This window comes from Roseovarius sp. TE539 (assembly GCF_003298505.1).
Taxonomy (GTDB): Bacteria; Pseudomonadota; Alphaproteobacteria; order Rhodobacterales; family Rhodobacteraceae; genus Roseovarius.
The window spans coordinates 31135-57221 of the sequence record NZ_QNGB01000010.1; the positions used below are offsets into that span (position 1 = coordinate 31135).

Below are 26087 nucleotides of genomic sequence, written 5' to 3' on the forward strand. Positions count from 1 at the left end.
GGGTGCAGGGGGCATTCGACCCCCGCGCACCCCGCGCACCATGGTGCCACGCTACTCCGCGGCGATCTTGATGACGGGTTCCATCCGCGCGAGGATATCATCGGCGAGGTGGCACTTGACCTGGTGACCATCGGCCAGCATGCGTACCGGCGGGACTTCTTCTTCGCAGAGATTGCCGGGAACCTCGCGCTTCCAGCGGCAGCGGGTCTGGAAAGGGCAGCCTGACGGCGGGTTCATGGCAGAAGGCACGTCACCCTCGAGGACGATGTGTTGCTTCTCGACATGGGTGTCGGCGATGGGGACCGCCGAAAGCAGTGCCTCTGTATAGGGATGATAGGGCGGCGAGAATACCTGCGCGGTGGTTCCCAGCTCAACCACATGACCCAGATACATCACCATCACCCTGTCGCTGAGGTAACGCACGATGGAAAGGTCATGGCTGATGAAGAGGAGCGTCGTCTTTTCCTTGCGCTGGATTTCCATGAGCAGGTCTGTCACAGCGGCCTGAACCGAAACATCGAGGGCCGAGACGGGTTCATCCGCCACAACGATCCGGGCGCCACCAGCGAATGCCCGGGCGATGCCGACCCGCTGTTTCTGGCCACCCGACAGCTGGCGCGGCATCCGATCGGCGAATTCCCTCGGCAGCTTCACGAGGTCCAGAAGCTCCATCATGCGGGCACGACGTTCCTTCTCGGTCTTGCCAATGCCGAAAATTTCCAGCGCCCGCATGATCTGCCGCCCAACCGTCATCGACGGGTTCAGCGTGTCGAAAGGGTTCTGGAAAACCATCTGGATATCCGCCACGGTCTGCGTGTCGCGCTGTTCGATCGGGATATGTTCAATGTTGCGGTCGTCCAGGAGGATCTTTCCCGACGTGGCCGTTTCCAGCCCCATCAGCACCTTGGCGAAGGTCGATTTACCACAACCCGATTCGCCCACTATGGCCAGTGTTTCGCTCTCGTGAGCTTCGAAACTCAGGGTTTCATTGGCTTTCACAACCTTGTGAGCGCCGCTGCTGCCGAACAAGGCGTTGGCCGCGACGCGGTAGTATTTGCGCAAATCGTCCATCTTCAGGACAACTTCGCCCACTTCGGTCGCCGCGACCTGATCCATTGCCTGAACCGGAGCGTCCCAATCGATCTCGCGGAAGCGCAGGCATCGCGTGTCGTGCCTTGTGTCACCTTCCACGGCTTCCATGTGCAGTTCGGCGGCATCGCAGCGTCCATCCTCGAAGTAATCGCAACGTGGGCCGAAGTTGCAGCCGGGCGGGCGTTCGTGCGGGAGCGGGAAATTGCCCGGAATGGCCTTGAGCGGGCGCGTGTTCTTGTCTGCGCCGGGTAACGGAATGGAGCGGAAAAGCGCCTGTGTATAGGGGTGGCGCATCTTGTCGAAGACATCCTTGATGGAGCCGGTTTCGACCGCTTCGCCGGAATACATCACGCAAATCCGATCACAGGTTTCCAGCACCAGGCCGAGATTGTGGGAGATGAACAGCATCGAAGTGCCATATTTCTCACCCAGGCCCTTTACCAGATCGACGACCGCCGCCTCGACGGTGACATCGAGCGCCGTTGTCGGCTCATCGAGGATCAGCAGCGAGGGTTTGGACATCAGCGCCATGGCGATGACGATACGTTGCTGCTGACCACCGGAAAGCTGGTGCGGGAAGGCCCGGAGAATCCGCTCGGGGTCGGGCAGTTTCACGTCGTTCACCACTTCCAGCGCCCGCTTGCGGGCTTCCGATTCGGAAACGCCCTCGTGGATCATGGGCACTTCCATGAGCTGCTTGCCGACCCGCATCGCCGGGTTGAGCGAGGCCATCGGCTCCTGGTAGATCATCGCGATCTCGTTGCCGCGGATGTCGCGCAGCTCGTCCACTGACATCTGGCCCAGGTCACGGCCCTTGAACTTGATCGTCCCGCCCACGATGTGGCCGTTGACGCCCAGATCCTGCATCACGCCAAGCGCAACGGTGGACTTTCCGCAGCCGGATTCTCCCACCAGTCCGACCGCTTCGCCGGGTTGGACGGAAACCGAAAAATCCATGACCGCAGGGATTTCGCGCAGCCGGGTGAAGAACGAGATCGACAGATTGTCTATCTCCAGGATCGGGCCGTCATGGGCGTCGTGTTTGGACATGGTCGGTTCCTTTTCCCTTACCGCGGTGCGCCGCGAAGACGGTCGTATGGATGGGTCAATCCCTCAGGCTTTCCTCGCGCAGGCCGTCCGCCAGCAGGTTCAGACCCAGCACGAGGCTCAGCAATGCCAGCGCGGGCGCCAGCGCCGGATGCAGATAGATGGTCAGGAGCTTGCGGCCCTCATTGATGGTGCTGCCCCAGTCAGGGCTTTCGGGGCTCAGGCCCAAACCGAAGAAACCCAGCGTTCCCAGAAGGATGGTGGTGTAACCGATGCGCAGGCAGAAATCCACGAGCAGCGGACCGCGCGCATTGGGCAGGATTTCCCAAAGCATGATATACCACGGCCCCTCGCCACGGGTCTGCGCCGCGGCGACATAGTCGCGTGTCTTGATGTCGAGGGTCAGGCCGCGCACGATCCGGAATACGGTTGGGGAATTCACGAAGACCACCGAGACGAAGACCACCAATAGATTGGGCGGGAAGCTGATCAGGCCGAACGGATCGGCATCCCAGGCAATCCCGAGGTAGAGCCACAGCCCCAGCACCAGCGTTATCCCGATATAGAGGTTGCGGGTCGCCGGTTGCGTGAAAAAGCGTGAGTTCCACAGGATGATGAGAAAGATGATCGGGAAGATGAACAGAACACCGGCCATGTAAACCGGGATGCCCGTCTGTACGATCTCCGGTGTCACCAGAAGGTAGAACAGCAGGATCACCGGGAAGGCGAGGATGAGGTTGGCCACGAAGGACAGCGTGGTGTCGAACTTGCCGCCGTAATACCCCGCCGGCAGGCCAAGGGTGATGCCCACCATGAAGGCAAAAATGGTTGCGAAGGGGGCGATCTTGATCACCTCCCAGCCGCCGGCGACCATGCGTGAGAAAACATCGCGGCCAAGGTTGTCGCCGCCCAGAAGGTAGTAGCCGTAAGCATCAGGGTCCACGCCTCCGATCAGCTTGGTGTAGGGTGTGCCAGGCGGCTTGTTCTTCATCGACGAAGATTGACCGAGGACGTCATGTGTCGCGATCAGGTCGAAGAAGCCGTTGAACACGCCTGTGAATATCCAGAACATCACCATGGCAAAGCCGATCATCCCGATCACGCTGTCAAAGAGCTTGCCATAAAGGCCCAGCCGGCGCTTGTAGGTGATCGACAGCGCGAAGGTGATGACAAGCGCGATCCATACCGGCATGAACTGCATCAACATGCGGCCGATGATCTCGCCCCAGCCAAGCACTTCTCCTCCCATGGTGCGATCTCCCTTAGCTGACGCTGATGCGCGGATTGAGATAGACGTAGCCGATATCCGAAATCAGCTGCGTGACGAGCACCACAAAGACCGAGACGACCGAGACGCCCAACAGGAGTTCGATATCGTTGTTGCCGGCGGCCTGCACTAGCACCCAGCCGAAACCCTTGTAGTTGAACAGTGTCTCGACGATCACGACACCGTTCAGAAGCCACGGGAACTGAAGCATGATCACGGTGAAGGGGGCGATCAGCGCGTTTCTCAGCGCGTGCCTGAGAACGATATTGCGGAACTTCACCCCTTTGAGGCGCGCGGTGCGAACATACTGCGCGGTCATCACTTCGGCCATCGAGGCGCGCGTCATTCGGGCGATATAGCCCATGCCATAAAGTGCAATGGTCAGGACCGGAAGGAAGAAGTTCTCGAAATTGGCGCCGTCCATCGCCGAGGTGGCGGTGCCCTTGAACCATTTCAGTCCGACCGTGGTGCTGGCGAAAACAGCGATGAAGATCACGCCCGAAACATATTCCGGCGTGGCTGTGGTGGTAATGGCAACGGTGGAAAGGGTCCGGTCGGTGCGCGACCCCTCGCGCATGCCAGCCAGAACCCCGAGAACCAGCGCCGAGGGCACCATGAGCAGCATCACCCAGAACATCAGCTTGCCGGTCAGCGCCAGTTTCTCAGCGATGATACCGCCGGCATCGTCGCGAAAAACGGTGGAGTAGCCCCAATTGCCTTGCAGGACACCGCAAAAGGTCGGCGCCTCTTCGAGCGGCTCGTCAGGGCCGGCACATTTTGCGCGGACCGTGCCATCGGTACCTTCGATCACGTAGCCGGGAAGAACCCCGAGCCACTGACCGTACTTCGCAAAGACAGGCTGCAGGTACCCGTTGTTGTTCAGGTAGGTGGCCACCTCTTCGTCCGTCATGCGGAAGTTGCCCTGGGTCTTGGCCAGTTTTTCCAGGTTCGGATAGAGATTGGTCAGGAAAAAGACCACGAATGTCAGACACAGCGAGGTGAGGATCAAGACCCCGACCCGGCGCAATATGAACATTCCCATGTACGGCCCCCCGAATTGCCTGACCTAGATTGCTAAGACAGAAAAGATGTTCGGTCCAGCGCCTTGTGCCCGACAAGGCTCTTGACAGGGACATTTTACGACAAATTGTATTGCTGGCGCGCAATAATCAGCCGCCGCGCAGACAGGTGATATCCGTGGCCGCGCGGCGTGTCAGACTGTTGCGAGCCGGCCGCGCCGGGTGCTTGGAGCGGGCCGGGAGGGGGGTGTCATCCCCTGACCACCTTCTGCGGCGAGATCACGTCGATACCAAGGGCCTTGCCCACGGCGTAGTACGTCAGTTGCCCGGCATGCACGTTCAACCCTTCCAGAAGGTGCGGATCGTCGGCGCAGGCCTGCCGCCATCCCTTGTCTGCAAGCGCCAGCATGAAGGGCATGGTCGCGTTGCCGAGCGCGATGGTCGAAGTGCGCGCCACCGCGCCGGGCATGTTGGCGACGCAGTAATGCATGATCTCGTCGACCTCGTAGATCGGGTCCTCGTGCGTGGTGGCACGCGAGGTCTCGAAGCAGCCACCCTGGTCGATCGCGACATCGACGATGGCAGCGCCGGGCTTCATGGTCGAGAGCTGCGCACGGGTCACCAGTTTGGGCGCGGCCGCGCCCGGAATCAGGACCGCGCCGATCACCATGTCGGCCTCAGCCACCATGTCGGCGTTGTTGCCGGCGCTGGCATAGGCGGTCTTGAAAAGGCCGCTGAACGCATCGTCCAGATAACGCATCCGGTCGAGGGATCGGTCCAGGACAGTCACGTCGGCGCCCATGCCGGCCGCGATCCGGGCCGCGTGAGTGCCCACGACACCGCCGCCGATCACCGCCACGCGCGCCGGTCCGACGCCGGGCACACCCCCCATCAGCACCCCGCGCCCGCCATTGGCCTTCTGCAGGGTCCATGACCCGACCTGTGGCGCAAGCCGGCCGGCCACCTCGGACATCGGTGCCAGAAGCGGCAGGCCGCCGCGGGCGTCGGTGACCGTTTCGTAGGCGATCGCGGTACAGCCCGAGGCAAGCAGGTCGCGGGTCTGTTCCGGATCCGGCGCGAGGTGCAGATAGGTGAAGAGAAGCTGCCCCTCCCGCAGCATCTTGCGCTCGCCCGCCTGCGGTTCCTTGACCTTCACGATCATCTCGGCGCTGGCGAATATCTCTTCGGCACTGTCCGCGATGGACGCGCCGGCGGTGGTGTAATCGGCGTCATCGAAGCCGGCTCCGGCCCCGGCCCCGGCCTGAACGATGACTTCGTGACCGTGCGATACGGCTTCGCGCGCGGCGTTGGGTGTCAGACCTACGCGGAACTCCTGCGGTTTGATTTCCGTGGGGCAGCCTATTTTCATGACGATCCTCCCTGGGTGACTTTTCAAAATCATGGATCAGGAAGCCCGCAATGGGATTGAAATTTCACTCGCCAATTGCGCGTTTATGTGAATATAATTCGATGTTAACTGCAAATGGCAGGAGGCTCTATCATTTATGTCCCTGGACGCGACAGATCGCAGGCTTCTGACCGTTCTGCAGCGGCGCGGGCGCATATCGAACGCCGACCTTGCCGACGAGGTGAACCTTTCGGCCAGTGCCTGTCACAGGCGGGTGCAGCGGCTGGAAGCCGAGGGATATATCCGCGGCTACGTTGCGCTTCTGGATGCGCACAAGATGGGCGTCCCGGCGACCGTGTTCGTCGAGATCACCCTTTCGACCCAGGCTGACGACGTTCTGGAGGCATTCGAGAAATCGGTGGCGCGGATCCCTGACGTTCTGGAATGTCACCTGACGGCCGGAACCGCGGACTACATCCTCAAGATCGTGGCCGAGAATACCGAGGATTTCGCCCGCATCCACCGTCAGTACCTGACACGCCTGCCGGGCGTGGCGCAGATGCAATCCAGCTTCGCGCTGCGCACGGTGTGCAAGACAACGGCGCTGCCGGTTTGATACGAAAAGGCCCCGGCGAAAACGCCGGGGCCCATGCGACATGACGAAACGGGAAGGGCTCAGCCCTCGGCCTGTTCCTCTTTCTTGATCTCTTCACCGGTCTCCTGATCGACAACCTTCATGCTGAGGCGCACCTTGCCGCGATCGTCGAAGCCCAGCAGCTTGACCCAGACCTCCTGACCCTCCTTGAGGACGTCAGAGGGATGGTTCAGGCGGCGGTTCTCGATCTGGCTGACATGGACCAGCCCGTCGCGCTTGCCGAAGAAATTCACGAAGGCGCCGAAATCGACGATCTTGACGACCTTGCCTTTGTAGATCCCGCCTTCTTCCGGCTCTGCCACGATCGAGTGGATCATGTCGTAGGCCTTCTTGATCGATTCGGCGTCGGGCGAGGCGATCTTGACGATCCCCTCGTCGTTGATGTCGACCTTGGCCCCCGAGACCTCGACGATCTCGCGGATCACTTTGCCGCCCGAGCCGATCACTTCGCGGATCTTGTCGGTGGGCACCTGCATCGTCTCGATGCGCGGCGCGTGGACCGAGAATTCGGCCGTTTCCGAAAGCGCCTTGGACATTTCGCCAAGGATGTGCATCCGGCCGTCCTTCGCCTGCGCGAGCGCCTTCTTCATGATCTCCGGCGTAATGCCCGCGACCTTGATATCCATCTGCAGCGAGGTGATGCCATTCTCGGTGCCGGCAACCTTGAAGTCCATGTCGCCAAGATGATCCTCGTCACCGAGGATGTCGGTGAGCACGGCATAATCGCCGTCCTCCTCGAGGATCAGGCCCATCGCCACGCCTGCGACCGCCGATTTGAGCGGCACGCCCGCATCCATCATCGCAAGCGACCCGCCGCAGACGGAGGCCATCGAGGAGGATCCATTGGATTCGGTGATCTCGCTGACCAGCCGGATCGTGTAGGGAAAATCCGTGGCCGGCGGCAGCACCGCCTGAAGCGCACGCCACGCGAGCTTGCCGTGACCGATCTCGCGCCGTCCCGGGGGCCCGACGCGACCCGCCTCGCCCACCGAGTAGGGCGGGAAGTTGTAGTGCAGCAGGAAGTTGGAGCGGAAGTTGCCGTGCAGCGCGTCAATGAACTGTTCGTCATCGCCGGTGCCCAGCGTTGTGACAACAAGCGCCTGGGTCTCGCCACGGGTGAAAAGGGCCGAGCCGTGGGTGCGCGGCAGCAGGCCGGTCTCCGAAACGATCGGGCGCACCTGGTCGAGCGGACGTCCGTCGATGCGCTTGCCCGTCTTGACGACATCACCGCGCAGGACTGACGCTTCCAGCTTCTTGAGCGCAGCGCCGAGATTCGGATCCTCCAGCTGGCCCTCGTCGAGGGTTCCGCGGATCGCGTCCTTGGCCGCCGAGACCGCGTTGGTGCGTTCCTGCTTGTCGGTGATGGCATAGGCATCGCGGATCTTCTGCTCACCGGCATTCTTCACCGCGTCATAAAGGGCGGCATAATCGGGAGGCTGGAAATCGAAGGGATCCTTCGCGGCGTCCTCTGCAAGTGAAACGATGAGGTCCACCACCGGCTTGATCTGGTCATGCGCGAAGGTGACGGCGCCAAGCATCTCGTCCTCGGTCAGTTCATAAGCCTCGGACTCGACCATCATTACCGCGTCGGCCGTGCCAGCGACAATCAGGTCGAGCCGCTGATCGGGATTGTTGCGCAAGTCATGCATGTCGTCGATCTCGGGGTTGAGGACATACTCGCCCGCTTCGTAGCCCACGCGACACCCCGCGATCGGCCCCATGAACGGCGCGCCCGAAATGGTCAGCGCGGCCGAGGCGGCAATCATCGCCACGATATCGGGGTCATTGACAAGATCATGGCTCAGCACGGTGCACATGACGAGCACCTCGTTCTTGAACCCTTCCACGAAAAGCGGACGAATCGGCCTGTCGATCAGGCGCGCGGTCAGCGTTTCCTTTTCGGTCGGGCGTGCCTCGCGCTTGAAGAAGCCGCCGGGCACCTTGCCCGCGGCATAGTATTTTTCCTGGTAGTGGACCGTGAGCGGAAAGAAATCCTGCCCCTCGCGCGGCTGGCGCGCGTAGGTCACGTTGGCCATGACGCTGGTTTCACCGAGCGTCGCGATGACCGAACCATCGGCCTGGCGGGCAACCTTGCCGGTTTCCAGTGTCAGCGTTTCCTCGCCCCACTGCATTGATTTCGTCGTTACTTTGAACATGTATCGTATCCTGTCTGGAGGCTCTCCCGGGCGTATCCCGGGTCCTCCGTTTCCATGGCGGCCCCATTGCCGCCGACCCCTTCATCATCCCATGCGCCGGGGTCTAAGGCGTCACGTTTCAGATGCGCGCGGGATACAGCAGTTCGCCACGGAAGGAAAGCGGGGATGTGCACGCTGCGGCGGCATGGGCCGGATATCCGCGGTAGGCGCACAGGCAACGGCGGACGCGGCGCTGGTCACCGGATCGCAATCACCGATGTCCCGGCAAAGCGCGCCTGACCGAAAGCCTTGAAATGAAACACAAACGCCCGCCTGTAACAAGGCGGGCGTTCAGCTTGGCCGGGGGATCCTCAGCGGCGGATGCCGAGACGCTTGATGAGGTCGCGATAACGGGCCTCGTCCTTGCCCTTGAGATAGTCCAGCAGCTTGCGGCGTTGCGCGACCATCTTGAGCAGGCCACGGCGGCCGTGGTTGTCTTTCTTGTGGGTCTTGAAGTGCTCGGTCAGGGTGGTGATCCGCGAGGTCAGGATCGCGATCTGCACCTCGGGTGAACCGGTATCGCCTTCCTTGGTGGCGAATTCCTTGAGAACACGGGCTTTCTCTTCAACGGTAATCGACATCGGGGTCTCCTTTCGGGTTCGTGTTGCGGGCACAAGCCGGGATGTCGTCCAGCAGGGTCCATGGAGAGTGCGCCCGGCACCACCGGACGAAGCGCGCGTATAGGAGATTTCGATCTGAAAGGAAAGAGGCAATCGGACTCTTCGGATCATGCGCCGGAAACGGCCGGAAGGCTGCTCTGTGCGACGAGGGTGATGTGTCCAAGGCCCAAGCCCGGCGCATCCGCGACCGAGGCGATCCGGGTACCATTGAGCAGGATATGCTGTCGTGCAGCATCCTCCGAATCCATTTCGAGGGTCAGTTGCGGGTCGGCATCCGCGCTATCGTCGAACAGGACCATGATACCGTCTTCTTCGGCACTGAAACCGAGGATTTCGGCCGCATGGCCCGGCGTTATCCAATCCCCGAGTGCAACGGTATCAGCGCCGGTTCCGGGCGTGACGATGTCTTCCTTTCCGGCAAGGATCATGTCGTTGCCACCCCCGCCATTGAGGTAGTCGCGCCCGTCGATGTCATCGAGGGCACCGGTGGCCGGATCGTTCAGCAGGCCCGACAGGGCATCGTCCCCCCATCCCCCGAACAGGTTGTCCTGCCCACCATCACCCGAAAGCGTGTCACTGCCCAAACCGCCATGCAGCGCGTCGTCACCTGACCCGCCGATCAGGCCGTCATTCCCGGCGCTGCCAACAAGGCTGTCATCGTCCATGCCGCCGTCAAGGCTGTCGTCGCCGTTGTGTCCGAATACCGAGTCAGCGCCTTTGCCGCCCCAGAGCCGGTCATCACCGTCCTGCCCGTGGACAGTGTCATCACCCGCGTCGCCCCGAACCCTGTCATCACCTTCGCCGCCCCAGAGACGATCACCCCCGCCACCGCCGCGCACATTGTCGTCACCGGCATATCCATTGACGAGATCAACACCCGGCGCACCGGTTATCGTGTCGGCGTTGTCCGTGCCCGCTGAGATCGTCTCGTCCGGGTCATCGCTGTCTTCGGAGGCATCGGGAACAGCCTGCACTGTGGTCAAGCCGGGCAATTCAGTCTCATCCGGCTGTGTCTCCGCGGCGGGTGTGGCGCGGTCCTCCGGGCCGATGTCAGGCGGTGCGTCTTCTGCCGTGTTGCCGTCGGCATCATCACAGTCTGATGCCTCCCCGGTTGCAAAATCCATGACACTATCGCCAGAGTTCTCGTCCACGGTATCGGACGACTCCTCATTGGTGGTCTCTTCTCCGGGCTCGTCCTCGTCATCGGGTTCGGACATTCCGAAAAAAGCGCCCGCACCTATGGCGGCCATTCCCATCAGGCCTGCAAGGAAACCCATCATCACCTTCGTTCCACACCAAGACCCCCAAGGCAGGGTGGGTGAAGCGGTCCGATTAATCAATGAAAGCCGCGCCAAGTGGTTAATATGGCGTCATTCCTCGGCGTGTCACTCGGGGTCGCGGGTTGTTTCGATCTGGTCCACGAGTTGCCCCAGCCAGTCACCGACAATGGGAATGAACTCGAACTGCGACAACCACCAGACGACGATCGAGACAAGGACCGTCGCCCCGACGACAGAGCCCAGTCCGAAGGCGAGCCCGCGCAGGAACTGGAACATGACCAGCCGCCAGAGCGAATTGTGGATTCTCACGAAACGGTGGCGGTTCAGTGTTTGAAGCTCGTCCGCCAGGCGGGCGAAATCCGTCTTGGTGTCTTCATCGTTCACTCCGCCTGGTCGAGGGGTGGTGTCAGCAGCCATGGCTCGGGCTCCTTGCTGTAAGCGATATAGAGCGGATGACGCGGATGCCCGGCCTGTGTCAGGCCAAGATGATGGACCGGGCGCCCCGTGCGGCGCAGCAGATCGCGGACACGGGCGCCACGGTTCAGATGCGCTCCGTGAGCTCCCCATGCAGCGATGATCCGGTCCGCCCACGCGCAGCTTTCTTCGATGGCGTGATCGTTCTCGGGGCCGACAGGATCGGGAACGGCACGCATCTTCCCGGGATCTGTTTCACGCCACGCGAATATGTTGGTCACCCGGAAAGCACCGAAACCCAGGGTCCGTGCACGCCGTTCGCAGCGTTCGACGGTGGGATCGTTCTGAACCTCGGTCGCGGTGGAGGGATTGAGCATGATGAAAAGCGCCCGCTGCCCGCAGGTGTCCCATGTCCGGGTCAGCAGATAGCGGTATTTCTCGCAATCCGAATAGACAGCGCTGGATTCGGCATCGCCCTTGCTGTGGTTGCGCGTGATCATGACATTCTTGTGCCGGGCAGAGCGGCGGGATTCAAGGCATCAACGCGGGTTGAAGACGCGCGTCGGATGCAACTCTCCGCCGCGGTAGCGGCCAACGGCGATGGCGCTTCCGTTTTCCGAGGCCCAGGCCTCTTCTCCGTAGTCCAGGTCACGCGCGATCACCGGTGCCGGGTTGCCGTTTCGCAGCCTCGCCACGGACCCCGATGCGCAGCCCACTTCGGGAAGGTCCGCCAACCCGTCCTCGAGGGGACGCAGGTGGGACTCGAGCTCGGGATCGCCGGCGAGCCTTTCGACCTCGTCGAACGCCAGCGCCTCGGAGGCATCGAACGGTCCGGACCAGATCCTGCGCAATGTCGTGACGTGGCCGTGACAGCCGAGTGCGGCGCCAAGATCCCGGGCTATGGCCCGCACATACCCGCCTTTGCCACACGTCATTTCCAGCGTGACATGATCGTTGTCGGTGCGATCGGTCATCACCAGTTCCCGAACCCAGAGGGGACGGGCGGCGATTTCCATCTGCTCACCCTCTCGTGCCAGCTTGTACGCGCGTTCGCCGTCGATCTTGACCGCCGAGTATTGTGGCGGCACCTGAAGGATGTCCCCGACGAACGCGTTGAGCGCCTCCTTTATCTCGGCGTCCCCGGGGCGCACGTCGCTTGCGGCGATCACGTCTCCCGCAGCGTCGTCCGTATTGGTGGCCTGGCCCAGCCGGACGGTGAAACTGTATGCCTTGAGCGCGTCGGTGATGTAGGGAACCGTCTTTGTCGCTTCACCGAGGGCAATGGCCAGAACGCCGGTTGCCTCGGGGTCCAGCGTACCGGCATGTCCGGCTTTCCTGGCTTGAAGCGCCCAGCGTACCTTGTTCACGACGGAGGTCGATGTGAGGCCGGCGGGCTTGTCCACGACCAGCCAGCCCGAGATGTCGCGCCCTTTGCGTCTGCGTGCCATGCAGTCCTCCAGTGTGCTGCCGAAGCGCGGGAGGTAGCGAAAGGTCGCGGTGTCGTCAATCCGGTGCTGTCTGATCGTCCGCCGGCACCACGGTGCCGAGAATCGGCCCCATCGGAAAACCCCCGTCGTGCCGGTTCAGGCCGGGGGCGTGGAGCCGCGAGATGTTGCCATCAAGATAGAGCGCCTGCGGAAGGTCCAGAACATCGCGGAAGAGGGTCGCGAAATCATGGAAATTTACAGGCGTTTCGGAAATGGCAAGGACCACGCGGCGCCCGTCTTCGGAACTGCCCAGACCGTTGCGAATGAAACGGCTGTCACTCTCGCGCAGGAAACGCGGGTGCAACGCCCCGTCGATCACCAGCATCGGGCCGGATTGGGTGGCATGGCGGCAGGCCGGGCGTTCGCGCGCAAAACGACGGGTCTCCATCACGTCGGCCCGGCCCTTGCGGATGCAGAAGACACCGTTGGGCAGCAGGCCGAAATTGCCCGGCCCCGCCGTTTCGACCAGCCCGGCGATCTTGCGACCGTCCTCGATGTAAAGACCAACAGGACGCCTGTCGGGATGATACATCCCGGCGTTCATGGCAACGCCAAGCCGATGGCCACTTCTGGCGAGCATCCGGTCCACGTTGTCGAAACTGCCCAGGGGCTGTCCGGTTTCGGGGTCGCGTAGAAAAAGCCGCAGATCGGACTGTGCCGCGTCGACCTCGCAGACCGTGAAGGTCGATCCTGCGTGATCCATGCCCCGGCATTCCGCGGCTTGCACTGCGCCGGCTTCGGCGCATAACGCAATCAATGCGCCCAGAAGCGCCCTAATCGTCGAGGTCGCGGCGCACATCGTCCTGATCCAGAAGCCGGCGTGTATCGTCCATGCGGTCAAAGGTCCGGTCAAGGCGGAATCGCAGGTCCGGTACGAACTTGAGCGACAGCTTGCGCCCGATCAACCGGCGCAGTTCCCCCTTGTTGCGGGCCAGCAGGCCAACGAGATCCTCGGCCCCCTCACCGCCAAGCGGCAGGACATAGGCCGTTGCCACCTTCAGATCGGGGGAGGTACGCACTTCGCCGACAGTGACCGAAATACGGTTGAGCTCGGGGTCGTGGATGTCGTCCCGCACGAGGATTTCCGACAGCGTCCGCCGGATCAGCTCGCCGACGCGAAGCTGGCGTTGCGACGGTCCGCGCCCGGCTTGGGAATTGTTCCTGCTCATGAAGGTGCATCTAAGGCTTCAGGCAAGTTTTGCCAAGCGCCGATGCGCACGCTAAGGAAGGCGCGGATGGCAAGGGAGAAGCAACTGATGACGGATTTGCCGGGATTCGTGGTAACGGGTGTCTCGGGGCGCATGGGCCGGATGCTTGTGCAGGAGATCACCCATGGCGACCGCGCGATGCTTGCAGGCGCGGTAGAGCGTCCCGGACATGACTGGATCGGTCAGGATCTGGGCGAAGCGATGGGTGGCCCGCCGCTTGGCGTGGCGGTCACCGACGATCCGCTGGAGGCATTCGCCCGGGCTGAGGGAATCATTGATTTCACGTCCCCGGCGGCGACTGTCGAATTCGCAGGTCTGGCGGCGCAGGCACGGATAGTTCACGTGATCGGCACGACCGGCATGTCCGGGGAAGACCTTGCGGCGGTCACGGCGGCGGCACGTCATGCTGTCATCGTCCGGGCCGGCAACATGAGTCTCGGGGTCAACCTGCTGACGCAGCTGACCCGGAAGGTCGCCGCCGCCCTGGACGAGGATTATGACATCGAGATCACAGAAGCGCATCACAACCAGAAGGTCGATGCGCCCTCGGGCACCGCGCTCATGCTGGGGCAAGCGGCGGCTGACGGGCGGGGAGTGGCGCTGGAGTCCGTGTCGGACCGGGGGCGCGACGGCATGACCGGCAAACGCGAACGCGGCCATATCGGGTTCTCGGCCATTCGCGGTGGAGATATCGTTGGTGAACATGACGTGATGTTCGCGGCGGCCGGAGAACGGATTGTCCTGCGTCATGTCGCCAGTGACCGGAAAGTATTTGCCCGCGGCGCAGTCAAGGCGGCCTTGTGGGGACGGGGACGCAAGCCGGGTGAATACGACATGCTGGATGTCCTCGGTTTGACCGAAGAGTGATCCGGTTCTGTCGACGGTGCGTACCCACCCAAAGCACCGGAGGGTCACGCGATGCGAACCGTCACTGCCACTATCATTGCCCTGCTCATTACCACGCCGGCCTCCGCTGAAGGATTTTCAACCGTGCGTGAAAGGCAGGGGTTCGTTTCGATCATCGACGGGCGCGACCTGACGCGCTTCGGCATCAAGCTCAAGGTAACACCGGAAGGGGCCATTCGCGGGCGGGCATTCGGGCGCGACGTGCGCGGCGCCTGGCAATGGCGGTCGGGGTATTTCTGTCGGTCGCTCTACTGGGGGAGCCTTGACCTGGGACCGAATTGTCAGGCGGTCAAGGTTGACGGGGGCACCATCCGCTTCATCTCCGACCGGGGCGACGGCGATCACGCCGACCTGAACCTCCGCTGAGCGGCAGGACAAAGATTTCCGCGGGTCCGGCCATGACCGGGTGGAGACCTGCACAGTGCCGTCAGAAATCGATTGCCAATCCCTTGTTTTCCCAATCACCGTATCGAACCGGTTCGAGCCCCTTGCGACCGCCCAATTCGGTCGGCAAGTCGGGATCGGGGTTGTTCCGGCGGCGTTCCTCGGCCTCGGCGAGGGCGCGCAGGGCTTCGGCAGGGAGCTGTCGGGTTTCGTCGGTCATGAACAGGGTTCCTTCGTTCCTGCCGTGTTGATATACGCCTCGTCTGTTCCCGAGCAAGGACGATCAATGAAAAAGCCTGCCAATGCCACATCAGGCGCCCGTGCGCGCGCAGTTCACCTACTGGATCAGGTCATCGGTGAACGGCGGCTCGTCAGTGACCTGCTGAGTGAGGGCGCGCTGGACGCGCTGGATCCGGCGGACCGGGCGCGTGCGCATCGGCTGGCCAATGACACGCTGCGCGGGCTGGAGCGGGCCGATCGGCTGCTCAAGCGTCACTTGCGCAAACCACCGCCGCTTCACGCCTTCAATGTGCTGCGGCTGGCAACGGTCGAGCTGTGCGAGGGTGGCGATGCGCATGGCGTGGTCAACGAGGCAGTGGCGATCATCGGGGCGCATCCCCGCTACGGAAACCTCAAGGGCTTGATCAACGCCGTGCTGCGAAAGATCGCGGATGAAGGGCCGAAAACGTGGAATGACCTGCGGTTGCCGCGGCTGCGCAAGTGGCTCCGGGATCCGCTGTTGGAGGCCTATGGCGGACCGGTGGTGCAGGCGATCGAGGCCGCGCATTTCAACGCCGCGCCACTGGACCTGACGGCACGGGACGATCCGTCGGGTGTGGCGGCCATGACAGGCGGCGAATTGTTGCCAACGGGATCTGTACGCCTGAACCGGAACGCGCAGGTTTCGGCGTTGCCGGGTTATGACAACGGTTCCTGGTGGGTTCAGGATGCTGCCGCCGCGATCGCGGTGCGCCTGCTCGCCCCGCAGCCGGGTGAAACCGTGCTTGACCTTTGCGCAGCGCCGGGCGGGAAAACCATGCAGCTTGCCGCCGCCGGATCGGTGGTCACCGCTGTCGACATATCCGAAAAACGCCTTCGCAGGGTACGGGAAAACCTGGATCGTGCCGGGCTGAAAGCGGATTGCATGGCGCAGGATGTCCTTGCCCATCACGGTGGACCCTATGACGCCATCCTGCTCGATGCGCCCTGTTCTGCCACCGGCACGATCCGTCGGCACCCGGATTTGCCACATGCGCGCGACGGTGCCGGGATCGAAGGCCTGATCACGTTGCAGGCGGATATGCTGGATCGCGCGATCGGCTTGCTCAGGCCCGGTGGAAAGTTGGTTTTCTGTACCTGTTCGCTGTTGCCGGATGAGGGCGAATGTCAGATCGAGGACGTGCTTGACCGGCATGAGGGGCTCGAGGTGGTGGCGGTGCCGGCCGATCGCCTCGGGGTCGATCCCGGCTGGATCACTGCGGAGGGTGGTCTGCGCCTGCGGCCGGATTACTGGCCCGAGCGTGGCGGCATGGACGGTTTTTTCATGGCATGCCTGCGTCATCGACGATGACCGGCCACGGGTGGTGAATCTGCCGGTGACTTATGCACCGCCACGCTGTATTGTGATGTCAGGGTGCGCCGTCAAGAGCGTGCAGAGGCAAGGCAGATGTCCGATCCGGAAAAGCGAGCGGCGCGCTGGACGCGCTTTATGAACCATGTTCACGCACGTCGCGCGACCGCGGCGCGCCCGGCAACGGGATTTGTTTCGAGGCCGGAACCGCGGACCATCGGCAGCTTTGCGCGCGGGCGGCAGTTGATGGCCGGGAACATCCTGTTCGCTGGCCACCTGTTCCAGGCGCCGCAAACCAGCCTTTGGGATCTGGACGCGCCCGATTACGCTTTTGCCGACATGGCGCACGGGTTTTCGTGGCTCGATGACCTCGCTGCGGTGGGGGATACGCAGGCTCGGGCCTGTGCGCAGGACTGGCTGTGGGGCTGGATTGCCCGTTTCGGAGGAGGGCGCGGCCCGGGTTGGACCCCGGATCTGTCCGGCCGGCGCCTGATCCGCTGGATCAATCACGCCCTGTTCCTCCTGGCTGGCCAGGAGAAAGCCGGGTCGGATGCCTTTTTCCTGTCCCTGGGGCAGCAGACCATCTTTCTGGGACGGCGCTGGCAGGCGTCGCGGCCGGGGCTGCCACGCTTCGAGGCTCTGACGGGTCTCATCTATGCAGGTCTGGCGCTGGAGGGGATGCAGCGGCATGTCGGCCCGGCGGTCCAGGCGCTGGCACGGGAATGCGCGGCACAGATCGATGAGCATGGCCTGCTTCCGACGCGCAACCCGGAAGAACTGCTTGAAGTGTTCACCCTGCTGACCTGGGCGTCGATGGCGCTGGAGGAGGCGGGTATGGGTACGTCGTCCGAACATCAGGGCGCGATAGAAAGGATTGCACCCACCCTGCGCACATTGCGGCATGCGGATGGTGGGCTGGCGCGGTTTCACGGCGGTGGCCGCGGTCTGGAAGGCCGGCTGGACCATGCGCTTGCGGCAAGTGGCGTGAAGGGCAGTCAGCCGGACGGGCTGGCGATGGGGTTTGCGCGTTTGAGTGCCGGGCGCACCACGCTGATCGTCGATGCCAGCGCGCCGCCCTCAGGCCGAGCCTCGAGCAATGCGCATGCCTCGACACTGGCGTTCGAGCTGACATCGGGACGGCGGCCGCTGATCGTGAATTGCGGCTCGGGTGACACCTTCGGAGCCGAATGGCGCCGCGCGGGCCGGGCGACCCCCTCGCATTCCGCGCTGGTCCTGGACGGGCGCTCAAGCGCCCGCCTGGGCGGATCGGCGGGACGGCAGGAAATGCTGACGGACATTCCGAGGCAAGTTCCGATCGAGATGAGCCAGGCCCAGGGCGGGCTCCGGTTCGAGGGCGGACATGACGGGTATGAGCGCGCCTACGGCTTGACCCACGCGCGGATCCTCGAAATGACGTTCGATGGTCGTGGGATCGCGGGTGAGGATCTTCTGATCGCTCTTGATGATTCGGCAAAGCGCCGGTTCGACAAGACGCTTGATGCCACGCAGCTTCAGGGAATTCCCTTTGACATCCGGTTCCACCTGCACCCGGAGGTCGATGTGGCGCTGGACATGGGCGGCACGGCCGTTTCAATGGCGCTCAGAAGCGGCGAAATCTGGGTATTCCGCTCGAACGGACATTGCGAAATGACCGTTGAGCCGAGCGTTTATCTGGAAAGAGGACGTTTGAAGCCGCGTGCGACCAAACAGATTGTTCTATCCGGGCGCGCGATGGAGTATGCGACACGCACAAGGTGGTCGCTTGCCAAGGCGCAGGATACACCGATCAGCATCCGGGATCTTGCACAGGATGCCTTGATGCCCGCGGCTGAAGATTGAAACGACAGAAATCCAGGACTTGCCATGACCGATTCCGCCGATCCCGCGCCCGTTCGCCGTGCGCTTCTTTCCGTTTCAGACAAGACCGGGCTGATCGAACTGGGCCGGGCGCTCGCTGGTATGGGGGTCGAACTTGTTTCCACAGGCGGCAGTGCGAGGGCCATGCGCGACGCGGGTCTGGCTGTGCGCGACGTATCCGAGATTACCGGGTTTCCCGAGATGATGGACGGCCGTGTGAAAACCCTGCATCCCAATGTACATGGTGGATTGCTGGCATTGAGGGACGATGCCGGTCACGCAGCGGCAATGGAAACCCACGGGATCCCGCCGATCGACCTGTTGGTGGTCAACCTCTATCCATTCGAGGACACGGTAACGATGGGCGCCGACTATGGCACCTGCATCGAGAACATAGATATCGGCGGGCCGGCGATGATTCGCGCGGCGGCCAAGAACCACGGTGCCGTCACTGTCGTGGTTGACGTCGAGGATTATGCGCCGCTCGTCTCCGAACTGGAGGCGAATGACGGCTCCACGACCCGTGCTTTCCGGCAGCGCATGGCGCTCAACGCCTATGCCCGCACCGCGGCTTATGATGCGGCCGTGTCATCCTGGATGGCTGGCGCGCTGAACGACGCCGCACCGCGGCGCCGGGCCGTTGCCGGCACATTGGCGCAGACCCTTCGTTATGGCGAGAACCCGCATCAGGCGGCGGCGTTCTATACCGATGGATCGGCACGGCCCAGTGTCGCCACGGCCACGCAGGTTCAGGGCAAGGCGTTGAGTTATAACAATATAAATGATACGGACGCGGCGTTCGAACTGGTCAGCGAGTTTGCCTCGGATGAAGAGCCGGCCTGTGCGATCATAAAGCATGCCAATCCCTGCGGGGTGGCGCGTGGGGACACCCTCAAGGCGGCCTACACGCGCGCCTACGATTGTGATTGGACAAGCGCCTTTGGCGGAATCGTGGCGCTGAACCGGCCGCTGGACGGCGATACGGCCGAGGAGATTGCCGGCATTTTCACCGAAGTTGTGATCGCGCCCGGCGCCGATGACGCGGCGTTGCGCATTTTTTCCGGAAAGAAGAACCTGCGCCTGCTGACGACCAGCGGACTGGCCGATCCGGCGGCGGCGGCGCTGACGATCCGGCAGGTGTCCGGCGGGTTCCTGATGCAGGACAAGGATAACGGCCGTGTCGGACCCGGCGACCTGCGCGTGGTTACGAAGCGCCTACCCGACGCGCGTGAGGCGGCCGACATGCTGTTTGCCTGGCGGGTTGCAAAGCATGTGAAGTCAAATGCGATCGTCTATGCCAGGGACGGTGCTACCGTTGGCGTCGGGGCCGGTCAGATGAGCCGTGTGGACAGTTGCAGGATCGCGGCACGCAAGGCCGAGGACATGGCACGCACCCTTGGCCTCGACGCACCGCCGACACGGGGCAGCGTGGTGGCATCGGACGCGTTCTTTCCCTTCGCGGACGGGCTGTTGACAGCGGCCGAGGCCGGTGCCACGGCGGTGATCCAGCCCGGCGGGTCGATGCGGGACGAGGAGGTGATCGCAGCCGCGGACGAGGCCGGGCTCGCCATGGTCTTTACCGGCTTGCGCCACTTCAGGCACTAGGATGATCGCCATGCGTCTGGTTTTCTGGGTCGGCTTCTGGACCTTCCTGCTTGATCAGGTGACGAAATATGCCGTGGTGCATGCAATGAACCTGCGCACCCTTGGGGCGGTGGATGTCTGGCCGCCGTTCCTGAACCTTCGGATGGCGTGGAATTACGGGATCAATTTCGGGCTTTTGGCACGTGATTCCGATCTTGTTCGATGGGGCCTGATCATGGTGGCTTTCGTGATTTCGGGTGCCGTGATCTGGTGGGTGCATCATGAACCCGGAGGCAGGTGGCAGAAAATCGCCGCCGGCCTTCTGGTCGGCGGAGCAATGGGGAATGTCGTGGACAGGCTGCTTTACGGCGCGGTGGCGGACTTCCTGAACATGTCTTGTTGCGGCCTGGACAATCCCTACGCCTTCAATGTCGCGGATATCGCGGTCTTTGCCGGTGCGTTGGGCATGGTGATTTTCAGTCCCGGCAAAAAGGCCCCGTGACCTTGGCGTGGCGATACGGTAAATCTGGCGCGAATTCTGCAGGAGGCTGACGATGAGGATGCCGCACGGCTTGATCTTGATCCTCGCACTGGCGATTACGGCCTGTGCCGACAGGGATCGTGATGTTCGCCTCACCCGTATCAAGAATACAGGGGAAGGCCCCGACGAGTTCTCGGTCCTTCCGGGCAAGCCGCTGGAGGCGCCGGAGAGTTATTCGGAGCTGCCGCCGCCGGCACCGGGCGGCGCGAACAGGACGGATCCGGATCCGAAGGCTGAAGGAATAGCCGCCCTTGGTGGTGATCCTTCCGCAGCGGCGCGAACCGGGGTTTCGGCCCGCGACGAGGCGCTCGTCGGACAAGCCCGGCGTTATGGCGTTCAACCGGACATCCGGCAGGTCCTCGCGGCAGAGGACAAGGAAGTGCGGCGCCGTCATGGCCGGGTCAACATCCTCAACATCGGCCGCAATGACGATTACGTGAACGCCTATCGGCGGCAATGGCTTGATCCCTACGCGGAGCTGAACCGGCTGAGACGGCGTGGTGTCAAGACACCGTCCGCCCCGCCGAAGGACTGAAGAAACCCGCCGCGCGGGTCACATCGACGTCAGCGGGCTTGAACAGTACCAAAGCCGCCGTATCTTTTCGACAGGCAAGGGCGAAAGGCACATCCGATGCGTGCGATCATACTGGCACTGATGAGCATGGCCGCGGCGGCATTGCCGGCCGCCGCCGAAGAGCAGGTTACCGAATTCGATCTCGAAAATGGCATGCAAGTCGTGGTCATCGAGGATCACCGCGCGCCTGTTGTGGTGCAGATGGTCTGGTACAAGGCCGGAGCAGCGGACGAGAAGCCGGGCGTTTCGGGCGTGGCGCATTACCTGGAGCATCTTCTGTTCAAGGGTACCGAAACCCTGGAACCCGGAGAATTCTCGGCCACGGTCGCACGCAATGGCGGCAGCGACAACGCGTTCACCAGCCATGACTATACCGCCTACTTCCAGCGGGTCGCGGCAGACCGTCTTGAACTGATGATGAGGATGGAAAGCGACCGCATGGTCAACCTGAAACTCGAAGAGAGCGACATAGCGACCGAGAGGGATGTGATCATCGAGGAACGCAACCAGAGGGTCGAGAACAATCCTTCGGCCCTTTTCCGTGAACAGAAGCGCGCGGCGCAGTACATGAACCACCCCTACGGCGTGCCGATCATCGGCTGGCGTCACGAGATGGAGCGCCTGGACATGGAGGCGGCGCTGGATTTCTACGATACGTATTACGCGCCCAACAACGCTGTTCTGGTGGTCGCAGGGGATGTGCAGCCCGACAATGTGCGGGACTTGGCAAAGGAGTACTACGGCACTTTGCCCGCAAATCCCGACCTGCCGCGCCGCGTGCGCCCGCAGGAGCCGCCGCAACTGGCCGAACGTCGTGTCCTGTTCGAGGACGAGCGTGTGGCGCAGCCCTATGTCAGCCGCTCCTACATCGCTCCCGAGCGTGACAGTGGTGCGCAGGAAAAGGCGGCGGCACTTACCCTTCTGGCCGAGATCCTTGGTGGTGGCACCACCTCTGTACTGGCGGAGAAGCTTCAGTTCGAGACGCAGGTCGCGGTGCAGACATGGGCCTATTACAGTGGGCGGTCGCTTGATGACACGACATTCAACATCGGGATCGTGCCGGCCCCCGGCGTGACCCTGAAAGAGGCCGAGGCGGCGCTGGACCGGGCGGTGGCCGGGTTCATGACCGAGGGGGTGGAACCCGAACGGCTTGACCGGATCAGGACGCAGGTACGGGCCGCCCGTATCTATGAGCGCGACGATGTCGGCTCTCTGGCACGCCGCTACGGCCGGGCGCTCACGCAGGGACTTACGGTGGAGGATGTTCAGGCCTGGCCCGATATTCTCAGGTCAGTTACCGAAGAGGATATAATGACGGCCGCCGAAGAGGTGCTGGACAGGAAACGGGCCGTCACGGGTTGGATTTCCGCACCGGAGGTGACCCAATGATTCGCTTCGCACTGGTTCTGATCGCGGCGTTGGCCGCCCTTCCGGCGCGTGCCGGCGTTGATATCAAGGAGGTCACGACACCGGGCGGGATCAATGCCTGGCTCGTCGAGGATCATTCGATTCCCTTCGTGGCGCTGGAACTGCGGTTCCGTGGTGGTGCCGCGCTGGACCGACCCGGCAAAAGGGGCGCCACGAACCTGATGGTGGGATTGCTGGAAGAGGGCGCCGGTGACATGGATGCCCGGGCCTTTGCCCGCGCGACCGAGGCGCTAGCCGCATCCTTTTCATACCGGACCCGCGACGACAGCATTTCCGTTTCGGCCAAGTTCCTCAGCGAGGGCCGTGACGCCTCGGTTGAACTCCTGCGTGAGAGCCTGGTGAATCCGCGTTTTGACGAGGCGGCCGTGGCGCGCGTGAAGCGGCAGGTGATCTCGGGCCTCCGGTCCGACCTCAAGGATCCCCGCGACATCGCGGGGCGGGCCCTCGATGAGCTGGTTTTCGGAGAGCATCCCTATGGCAGCCCGAGGCAGGGCACGGTGGAAAGCGTGAAGGCACTGAACCGGGCAGATATTGACGCCGCGCATGCCGCGGCCCTGGCCCGCGACCGGATTTACGTGAGTGCTGTCGGAGACATCACCGAAACCGAGCTTGCCTCCCTGCTTGATCGTCTTCTCGGGGATCTTCCGGAGCGGGGCGCGCCGTTGCCGGGCCCGGCGGACCCCACGCTTCCCGGAGGCGTCGTTGTCAAGGAGTTCGACACGCCACAATCGGTGGCGACCTTCGCCCAGCCCGGGATTGACCGTGATCACCCGGATTTCTTCGCTGCTTATCTGCTTAATCACATTCTTGGTGGCGGCTCCTTCGAAAGCCGACTGATGCGGGAGGTGCGCGAAGAACGCGGCCTGACCTACGGTGTCTACTCGTACCTGATGGACAAGGATGGCGCGCAGCTCTGGATGGGGTCGGTGTCGTCCGCGAATGACAGGGTTGCCGAGGCGATCGCCGTGATCCGGGCGGAATGGGCGCGGATCCGGGACGAGGGCGTGACCGCGAAGGAATTGCAGGATGCCAAGACTTACCTGACCGGCGCCTATCCATTGCGGTTCGACGGCAATGGTCCGATCGCGGACATTGCTGTGCTCATGCAGATGGAGGGGCTGTCCCGGGATTATATTGATACCCGCAATGACAGGGTCAACGCTGTCACCCTCGAGGATGTGAACCGCGTCGCGAAAGAGCGTTTGCAGCCCGGAAAGCTCACCTTCGTGGTGGCGGGCAAGCCCGAGAACCTGGGCCAGTAGGGCCGTACCCGGGCTACTCTCCGTAGGGCACCCAGATATTCTTGACCTCGGTGGCGGCCTCCAGGAACGCGCGGCCTTCACCGGCGGCCCCGGCCCAGTCACGCGTGCGGGCATTGTTGACCCAGGTCCGCTTCAGGTTGCCGGCGCTTTCGCGTTCGATCACCGCCGACAGGTCCGAGGACGAGAAGCTCCAGACCGCGTCGATATCCATGTGTGCGGCCATGACCGGCGCAAGCTCCTCGTGGCGCCCGGTGAGGATGTTCACAACACCGGAGGGAACGTCGGAAGTTTCCAGAACCTGGTAAAAATCCAGGGCGGCAAGGGGATGCGGCTCCGAGGCGGCGATCACCGCGCGATTGCCCATTGCCAGAACCGGCCCTAGGACCGAAACTAGCCCCAATAGCGGCACGTCATCGGGACAGAATGCCCCGATCACGCCCACCGGCTCGCGCATGGCAAGCGCGACCCCCCGGATCGGCACGCCATGCGCCTGCCCGTCGTACTTGTCAGCCCAGGCGGCATAGGTGAACAGGCGCTCGACCGACGTCTCGACCTCCTTCATCGCGGAGCGTCCGCCCAGCATCGCATTCAGACGGTCGGCGAACTCATCGGCCCGCGTGGCAAGGTTCTCGGCGATGTAGTAGAGGATCTGCGCCCGTTTGTGCCCCGTGGTCCGGGACCAGGCGGAGGCGCCGCGTGCGGCCTCGACAGCGTTTCGCAGGTCCTTCCGATTGGCCAGCGGCGCCTGCCCAAGGAAGCGGCCCGTCTTGCCGTAGACATCGCTGGAATATCCCCCGTCCGGGCGGGCCTGCTTGCCGCCGATGAACAACTTCGCCGTGCGGTCGATTGCCCCGCTGCCGGCGGGGCGGTCCGGCTCTCCGGTGAAAGGGGTGACAGGGCTGAGCGGTTTGGTCTTCTCATCGGCTTTCGAATAGGCCGAAAGCCCTTCCCATCCACCTTCGCGCCCGAAGCCGCTTTCGCGGACCCCGCCGAATCCGGCGGCGGCGTCGAGCATGTTGGTGCCGTTGATCCAGACCACCCCTGCGGCCAGTTTCGGTGCCACGTCCAGAGCAAGGTTTATATTCTCGGACCAGACCGAGGCGGCAAGCCCGTAACGTGTGTTGTTGGCAAGCGTGACCGCCTCGGCCGGGGTCCGGAATGTCGTGGAAACGAGGACCGGCCCGAAGACCTCTTCCTGCATCAGGGTATCGGAGGGTGTCAGGCCGGTGATCAGGGTCGGTGGATAGAACGCGCCGTGTTCGGGCAGGGCGGTTTGTGGCGTATAGCGGATCCCGGCGGCCGAACTGCCGACCATCTCGGCCACCCTGTCGCGTTGCGCCGCGTCAACCATCGCACCGACATCAACGCATTTGTCCAGTGGATCACCGATGCGCAGCTTGTCCATGCGCGCGCGCAAGCGTTCATGGAACCGTTCCGCGGCCCCCTCCTGCACCAGAAGCCGGGAGCCCGCGCAGCAGACCTCTCCCTGGTTGAACCAGATCGCATCGACCAGACCTTCGACGGCCGAATCCATATCGGCGTCATCGAAGACCACATAAGCCGATTTCCCGCCCAGCTCGAGCGTCAGCGCCTTGCCACTCCCCGCCGTGATCTCACGGATGCGCCGGCCCACGGCCGTGGATCCGGTGAAGGCGATCTTGTCGATCCCGTCGTGCGCCACGATCATTTCGCCGACCGTGCCGTCGCCGGTCACGATATTCACCACGCCGTCGGGCAGACCGGCGCGGCGACAGATATCGGCAAAGAGCAGAGCCGTCAGGGATGTCCATTCCGCAGGCTTCAGTACCACGGTGTTTCCCATGGCCAGAGCCGGGGCAACTTTCCATGCCAGCATCAGGAGCGGGAAGTTCCAGGGCACGATCTGCCCACAGACACCCAGAGCCCGGCGGCCGGGCAATTCCGACGCCATCAGCTGCGCCATGCCCGCATGGTGATAGAAATGCCGGTGGACCAGCGGGATGTCGATGTCCCGGCTCTCGCGGATGGGTTTGCCATTGTCCAGGGTTTCCAGGACCGCGAAGAGCCGCGCATTCTTCTGGATCAGCCGTGCGATTGCATAAAGGCATCGCGCGCGACCGTGCCCGCCAAGCCCTTCCCACCGGGGATGCGCGCGGCGTGCGGCGTCAACGGCCTGGTCCACATCCTCGGTACGGGCCTGTGTCAGCGCAGCAAGCACCTCGCCGGTGGCAGGGTTCCGGGCGGTGAAATCACTGCGGGCTTCCGTGAACGCGCCATTAATGAAATGCCCGAAACTGTCGCCCTGATCGACGAGCCAGGCCAGGGCCTCCGCCGCGCTTTCGGGGGCGGGGCCATATTCCATGCTCTGGT

At 63.1% G+C, this 26087-nt stretch carries 24 protein-coding genes; 10 read left to right on the plus strand and 14 right to left on the minus strand.

The features are described from left to right. Nucleotides 1-51: 51 nt before the first annotated feature. The 4 genes from DQW77_RS08150 to ald form a co-directional block, all read right to left on the minus strand. Nucleotides 52-2142 (minus strand): ABC transporter ATP-binding protein, encoded by a 2091-nt coding sequence (locus DQW77_RS08150; protein ID WP_113257721.1) that lies wholly within the window; start codon nt 2140-2142, stop codon nt 52-54. Between the two features lie 55 nt (nt 2143-2197). Then, nucleotides 2198-3388: an ABC transporter permease gene (locus DQW77_RS08155; RefSeq protein ID WP_113257722.1), complete on the minus strand. Its 1191-nt coding sequence runs from the start codon at nt 3386-3388 to the stop codon at nt 2198-2200. A gap of 13 nt (nt 3389-3401) precedes the next feature. After that, nucleotides 3402-4448, minus strand: coding sequence for an ABC transporter permease (locus tag DQW77_RS08160; RefSeq protein ID WP_113257723.1), 1047 nt, complete (start codon nt 4446-4448; stop codon nt 3402-3404). A gap of 227 nt (nt 4449-4675) precedes the next feature. Next, nucleotides 4676-5794 (minus strand): alanine dehydrogenase, encoded by a 1119-nt coding sequence (gene ald / locus DQW77_RS08165; protein WP_113257724.1) that lies wholly within the window; start codon nt 5792-5794, stop codon nt 4676-4678. Between the two features lie 136 nt (nt 5795-5930). Here ald and DQW77_RS08170 point away from each other — a divergent pair, with 136 nt between their 5' ends. Continuing rightward, nucleotides 5931-6389 carry an Lrp/AsnC family transcriptional regulator gene (locus tag DQW77_RS08170; protein ID WP_113257725.1) on the plus strand — a complete coding sequence of 153 codons (459 nt, stop codon included), beginning with the start codon at nt 5931-5933 and terminating at the stop codon, nt 6387-6389. Nucleotides 6390-6448: 59 nt separating this feature from the next. Here the strand turns inward: DQW77_RS08170 and pnp are convergent, their stop codons facing one another. From pnp to rbfA, 8 genes are all read right to left on the minus strand, one after another. Then, complete coding sequence (gene pnp / locus DQW77_RS08175) at nt 6449-8584, minus strand: polyribonucleotide nucleotidyltransferase (protein ID WP_113257726.1); 2136 nt, start codon at nt 8582-8584, stop codon at nt 6449-6451. A 350-nt stretch (nt 8585-8934) separates the two neighbouring features. Then, nucleotides 8935-9204 carry a 30S ribosomal protein S15 gene (gene rpsO / locus DQW77_RS08180; protein WP_113257727.1) on the minus strand — a complete coding sequence of 90 codons (270 nt, stop codon included), beginning with the start codon at nt 9202-9204 and terminating at the stop codon, nt 8935-8937. Nucleotides 9205-9350: 146 nt separating this feature from the next. After that, a complete protein-coding gene (locus tag DQW77_RS08185) occupies nt 9351-10523 on the minus strand; it encodes a calcium-binding protein (protein ID WP_113257728.1) in 1173 nt (390 codons plus the stop codon). A gap of 105 nt (nt 10524-10628) precedes the next feature. Further along, nucleotides 10629-10907 (minus strand): DUF5665 domain-containing protein, encoded by a 279-nt coding sequence (locus DQW77_RS08190; protein ID WP_258523790.1) that lies wholly within the window; start codon nt 10905-10907, stop codon nt 10629-10631. Further along, nucleotides 10904-11437 carry a DUF1643 domain-containing protein gene (locus tag DQW77_RS08195; protein ID WP_113257729.1) on the minus strand — a complete coding sequence of 178 codons (534 nt, stop codon included), beginning with the start codon at nt 11435-11437 and terminating at the stop codon, nt 10904-10906. Before DQW77_RS08195 ends, DQW77_RS08190 begins: the two co-directional genes overlap by 4 nt. Nucleotides 11438-11476: 39 nt before the next feature. Next, nucleotides 11477-12385, minus strand: a complete 909-nt coding sequence (gene truB / locus DQW77_RS08200) for a tRNA pseudouridine(55) synthase TruB (RefSeq protein WP_113257730.1) — start codon at nt 12383-12385, stop codon at nt 11477-11479. Between the two features lie 55 nt (nt 12386-12440). Continuing rightward, a complete protein-coding gene (locus tag DQW77_RS08205; protein ID WP_258523791.1) occupies nt 12441-13127 on the minus strand; it encodes a phosphodiester glycosidase family protein in 687 nt (228 codons plus the stop codon). A 70-nt stretch (nt 13128-13197) separates the two neighbouring features. Then, nucleotides 13198-13593, minus strand: a complete 396-nt coding sequence (rbfA, locus tag DQW77_RS08210) for a 30S ribosome-binding factor RbfA (RefSeq protein WP_113257732.1) — start codon at nt 13591-13593, stop codon at nt 13198-13200. Between the two features lie 87 nt (nt 13594-13680). Here rbfA and dapB point away from each other — a divergent pair, with 87 nt between their 5' ends. Both dapB and DQW77_RS08220 read left to right on the plus strand, forming a co-directional pair. After that, nucleotides 13681-14499 (plus strand): 4-hydroxy-tetrahydrodipicolinate reductase, encoded by an 819-nt coding sequence (gene dapB, locus DQW77_RS08215; RefSeq protein WP_113257805.1) that lies wholly within the window; start codon nt 13681-13683, stop codon nt 14497-14499. 51 nt (nt 14500-14550) lie between these two features. Then, complete coding sequence (locus DQW77_RS08220; RefSeq protein WP_113257733.1) at nt 14551-14904, plus strand: dihydrodipicolinate reductase; 354 nt, start codon at nt 14551-14553, stop codon at nt 14902-14904. A 61-nt stretch (nt 14905-14965) separates the two neighbouring features. Here DQW77_RS08220 and DQW77_RS08225 read toward each other — a convergent pair whose 3' ends face one another. Further along, nucleotides 14966-15142 (minus strand): DUF1674 domain-containing protein, encoded by a 177-nt coding sequence (locus tag DQW77_RS08225; RefSeq protein ID WP_113257734.1) that lies wholly within the window; start codon nt 15140-15142, stop codon nt 14966-14968. 66 nt (nt 15143-15208) lie between these two features. Here DQW77_RS08225 and DQW77_RS08230 point away from each other — a divergent pair, with 66 nt between their 5' ends. The 7 genes from DQW77_RS08230 (at nt 15209) to DQW77_RS08260 (ending at nt 23738) form a co-directional block, all read left to right on the plus strand. Next, the gene (locus DQW77_RS08230) at nt 15209-16492 is read left to right on the plus strand and encodes an RsmB/NOP family class I SAM-dependent RNA methyltransferase (RefSeq protein WP_113257735.1); all 1284 of its coding nucleotides are present in this window, start codon (nt 15209-15211) and stop codon (nt 16490-16492) included. Between the two features lie 96 nt (nt 16493-16588). After that, nucleotides 16589-18331, plus strand: a complete 1743-nt coding sequence (locus DQW77_RS08235) for a heparinase II/III family protein (RefSeq protein WP_113257736.1) — start codon at nt 16589-16591, stop codon at nt 18329-18331. Nucleotides 18332-18355: 24 nt separating this feature from the next. Next, complete coding sequence (gene purH, locus DQW77_RS08240; RefSeq protein ID WP_113257737.1) at nt 18356-19954, plus strand: bifunctional phosphoribosylaminoimidazolecarboxamide formyltransferase/IMP cyclohydrolase; 1599 nt, start codon at nt 18356-18358, stop codon at nt 19952-19954. 10 nt (nt 19955-19964) lie between these two features. Next, complete coding sequence (gene lspA / locus DQW77_RS08245) at nt 19965-20435, plus strand: signal peptidase II (protein WP_113257806.1); 471 nt, start codon at nt 19965-19967, stop codon at nt 20433-20435. Between the two features lie 52 nt (nt 20436-20487). Beyond that, nucleotides 20488-21009, plus strand: a complete 522-nt coding sequence (locus DQW77_RS08250) for a DUF3035 domain-containing protein (protein WP_113257738.1) — start codon at nt 20488-20490, stop codon at nt 21007-21009. Between the two features lie 96 nt (nt 21010-21105). Further along, a complete protein-coding gene (locus DQW77_RS08255; RefSeq protein WP_113257739.1) occupies nt 21106-22437 on the plus strand; it encodes a pitrilysin family protein in 1332 nt (443 codons plus the stop codon). Further along, on the plus strand, nt 22434-23738 hold the full coding sequence (locus DQW77_RS08260; RefSeq protein ID WP_113257740.1) for a pitrilysin family protein: 1305 nt from the start codon (nt 22434-22436) through the stop codon (nt 23736-23738). Before DQW77_RS08255 ends, DQW77_RS08260 begins: the two co-directional genes overlap by 4 nt. Nucleotides 23739-23751: 13 nt before the next feature. On the opposite strand, the gene DQW77_RS08265 is transcribed toward DQW77_RS08260, so the two are convergent. Beyond that, the gene (locus DQW77_RS08265; protein ID WP_404947930.1) at nt 23752-26079 is read right to left on the minus strand and encodes an aldehyde dehydrogenase family protein; all 2328 of its coding nucleotides are present in this window, start codon (nt 26077-26079) and stop codon (nt 23752-23754) included. Nucleotides 26080-26087 lie beyond the last annotated feature (8 nt).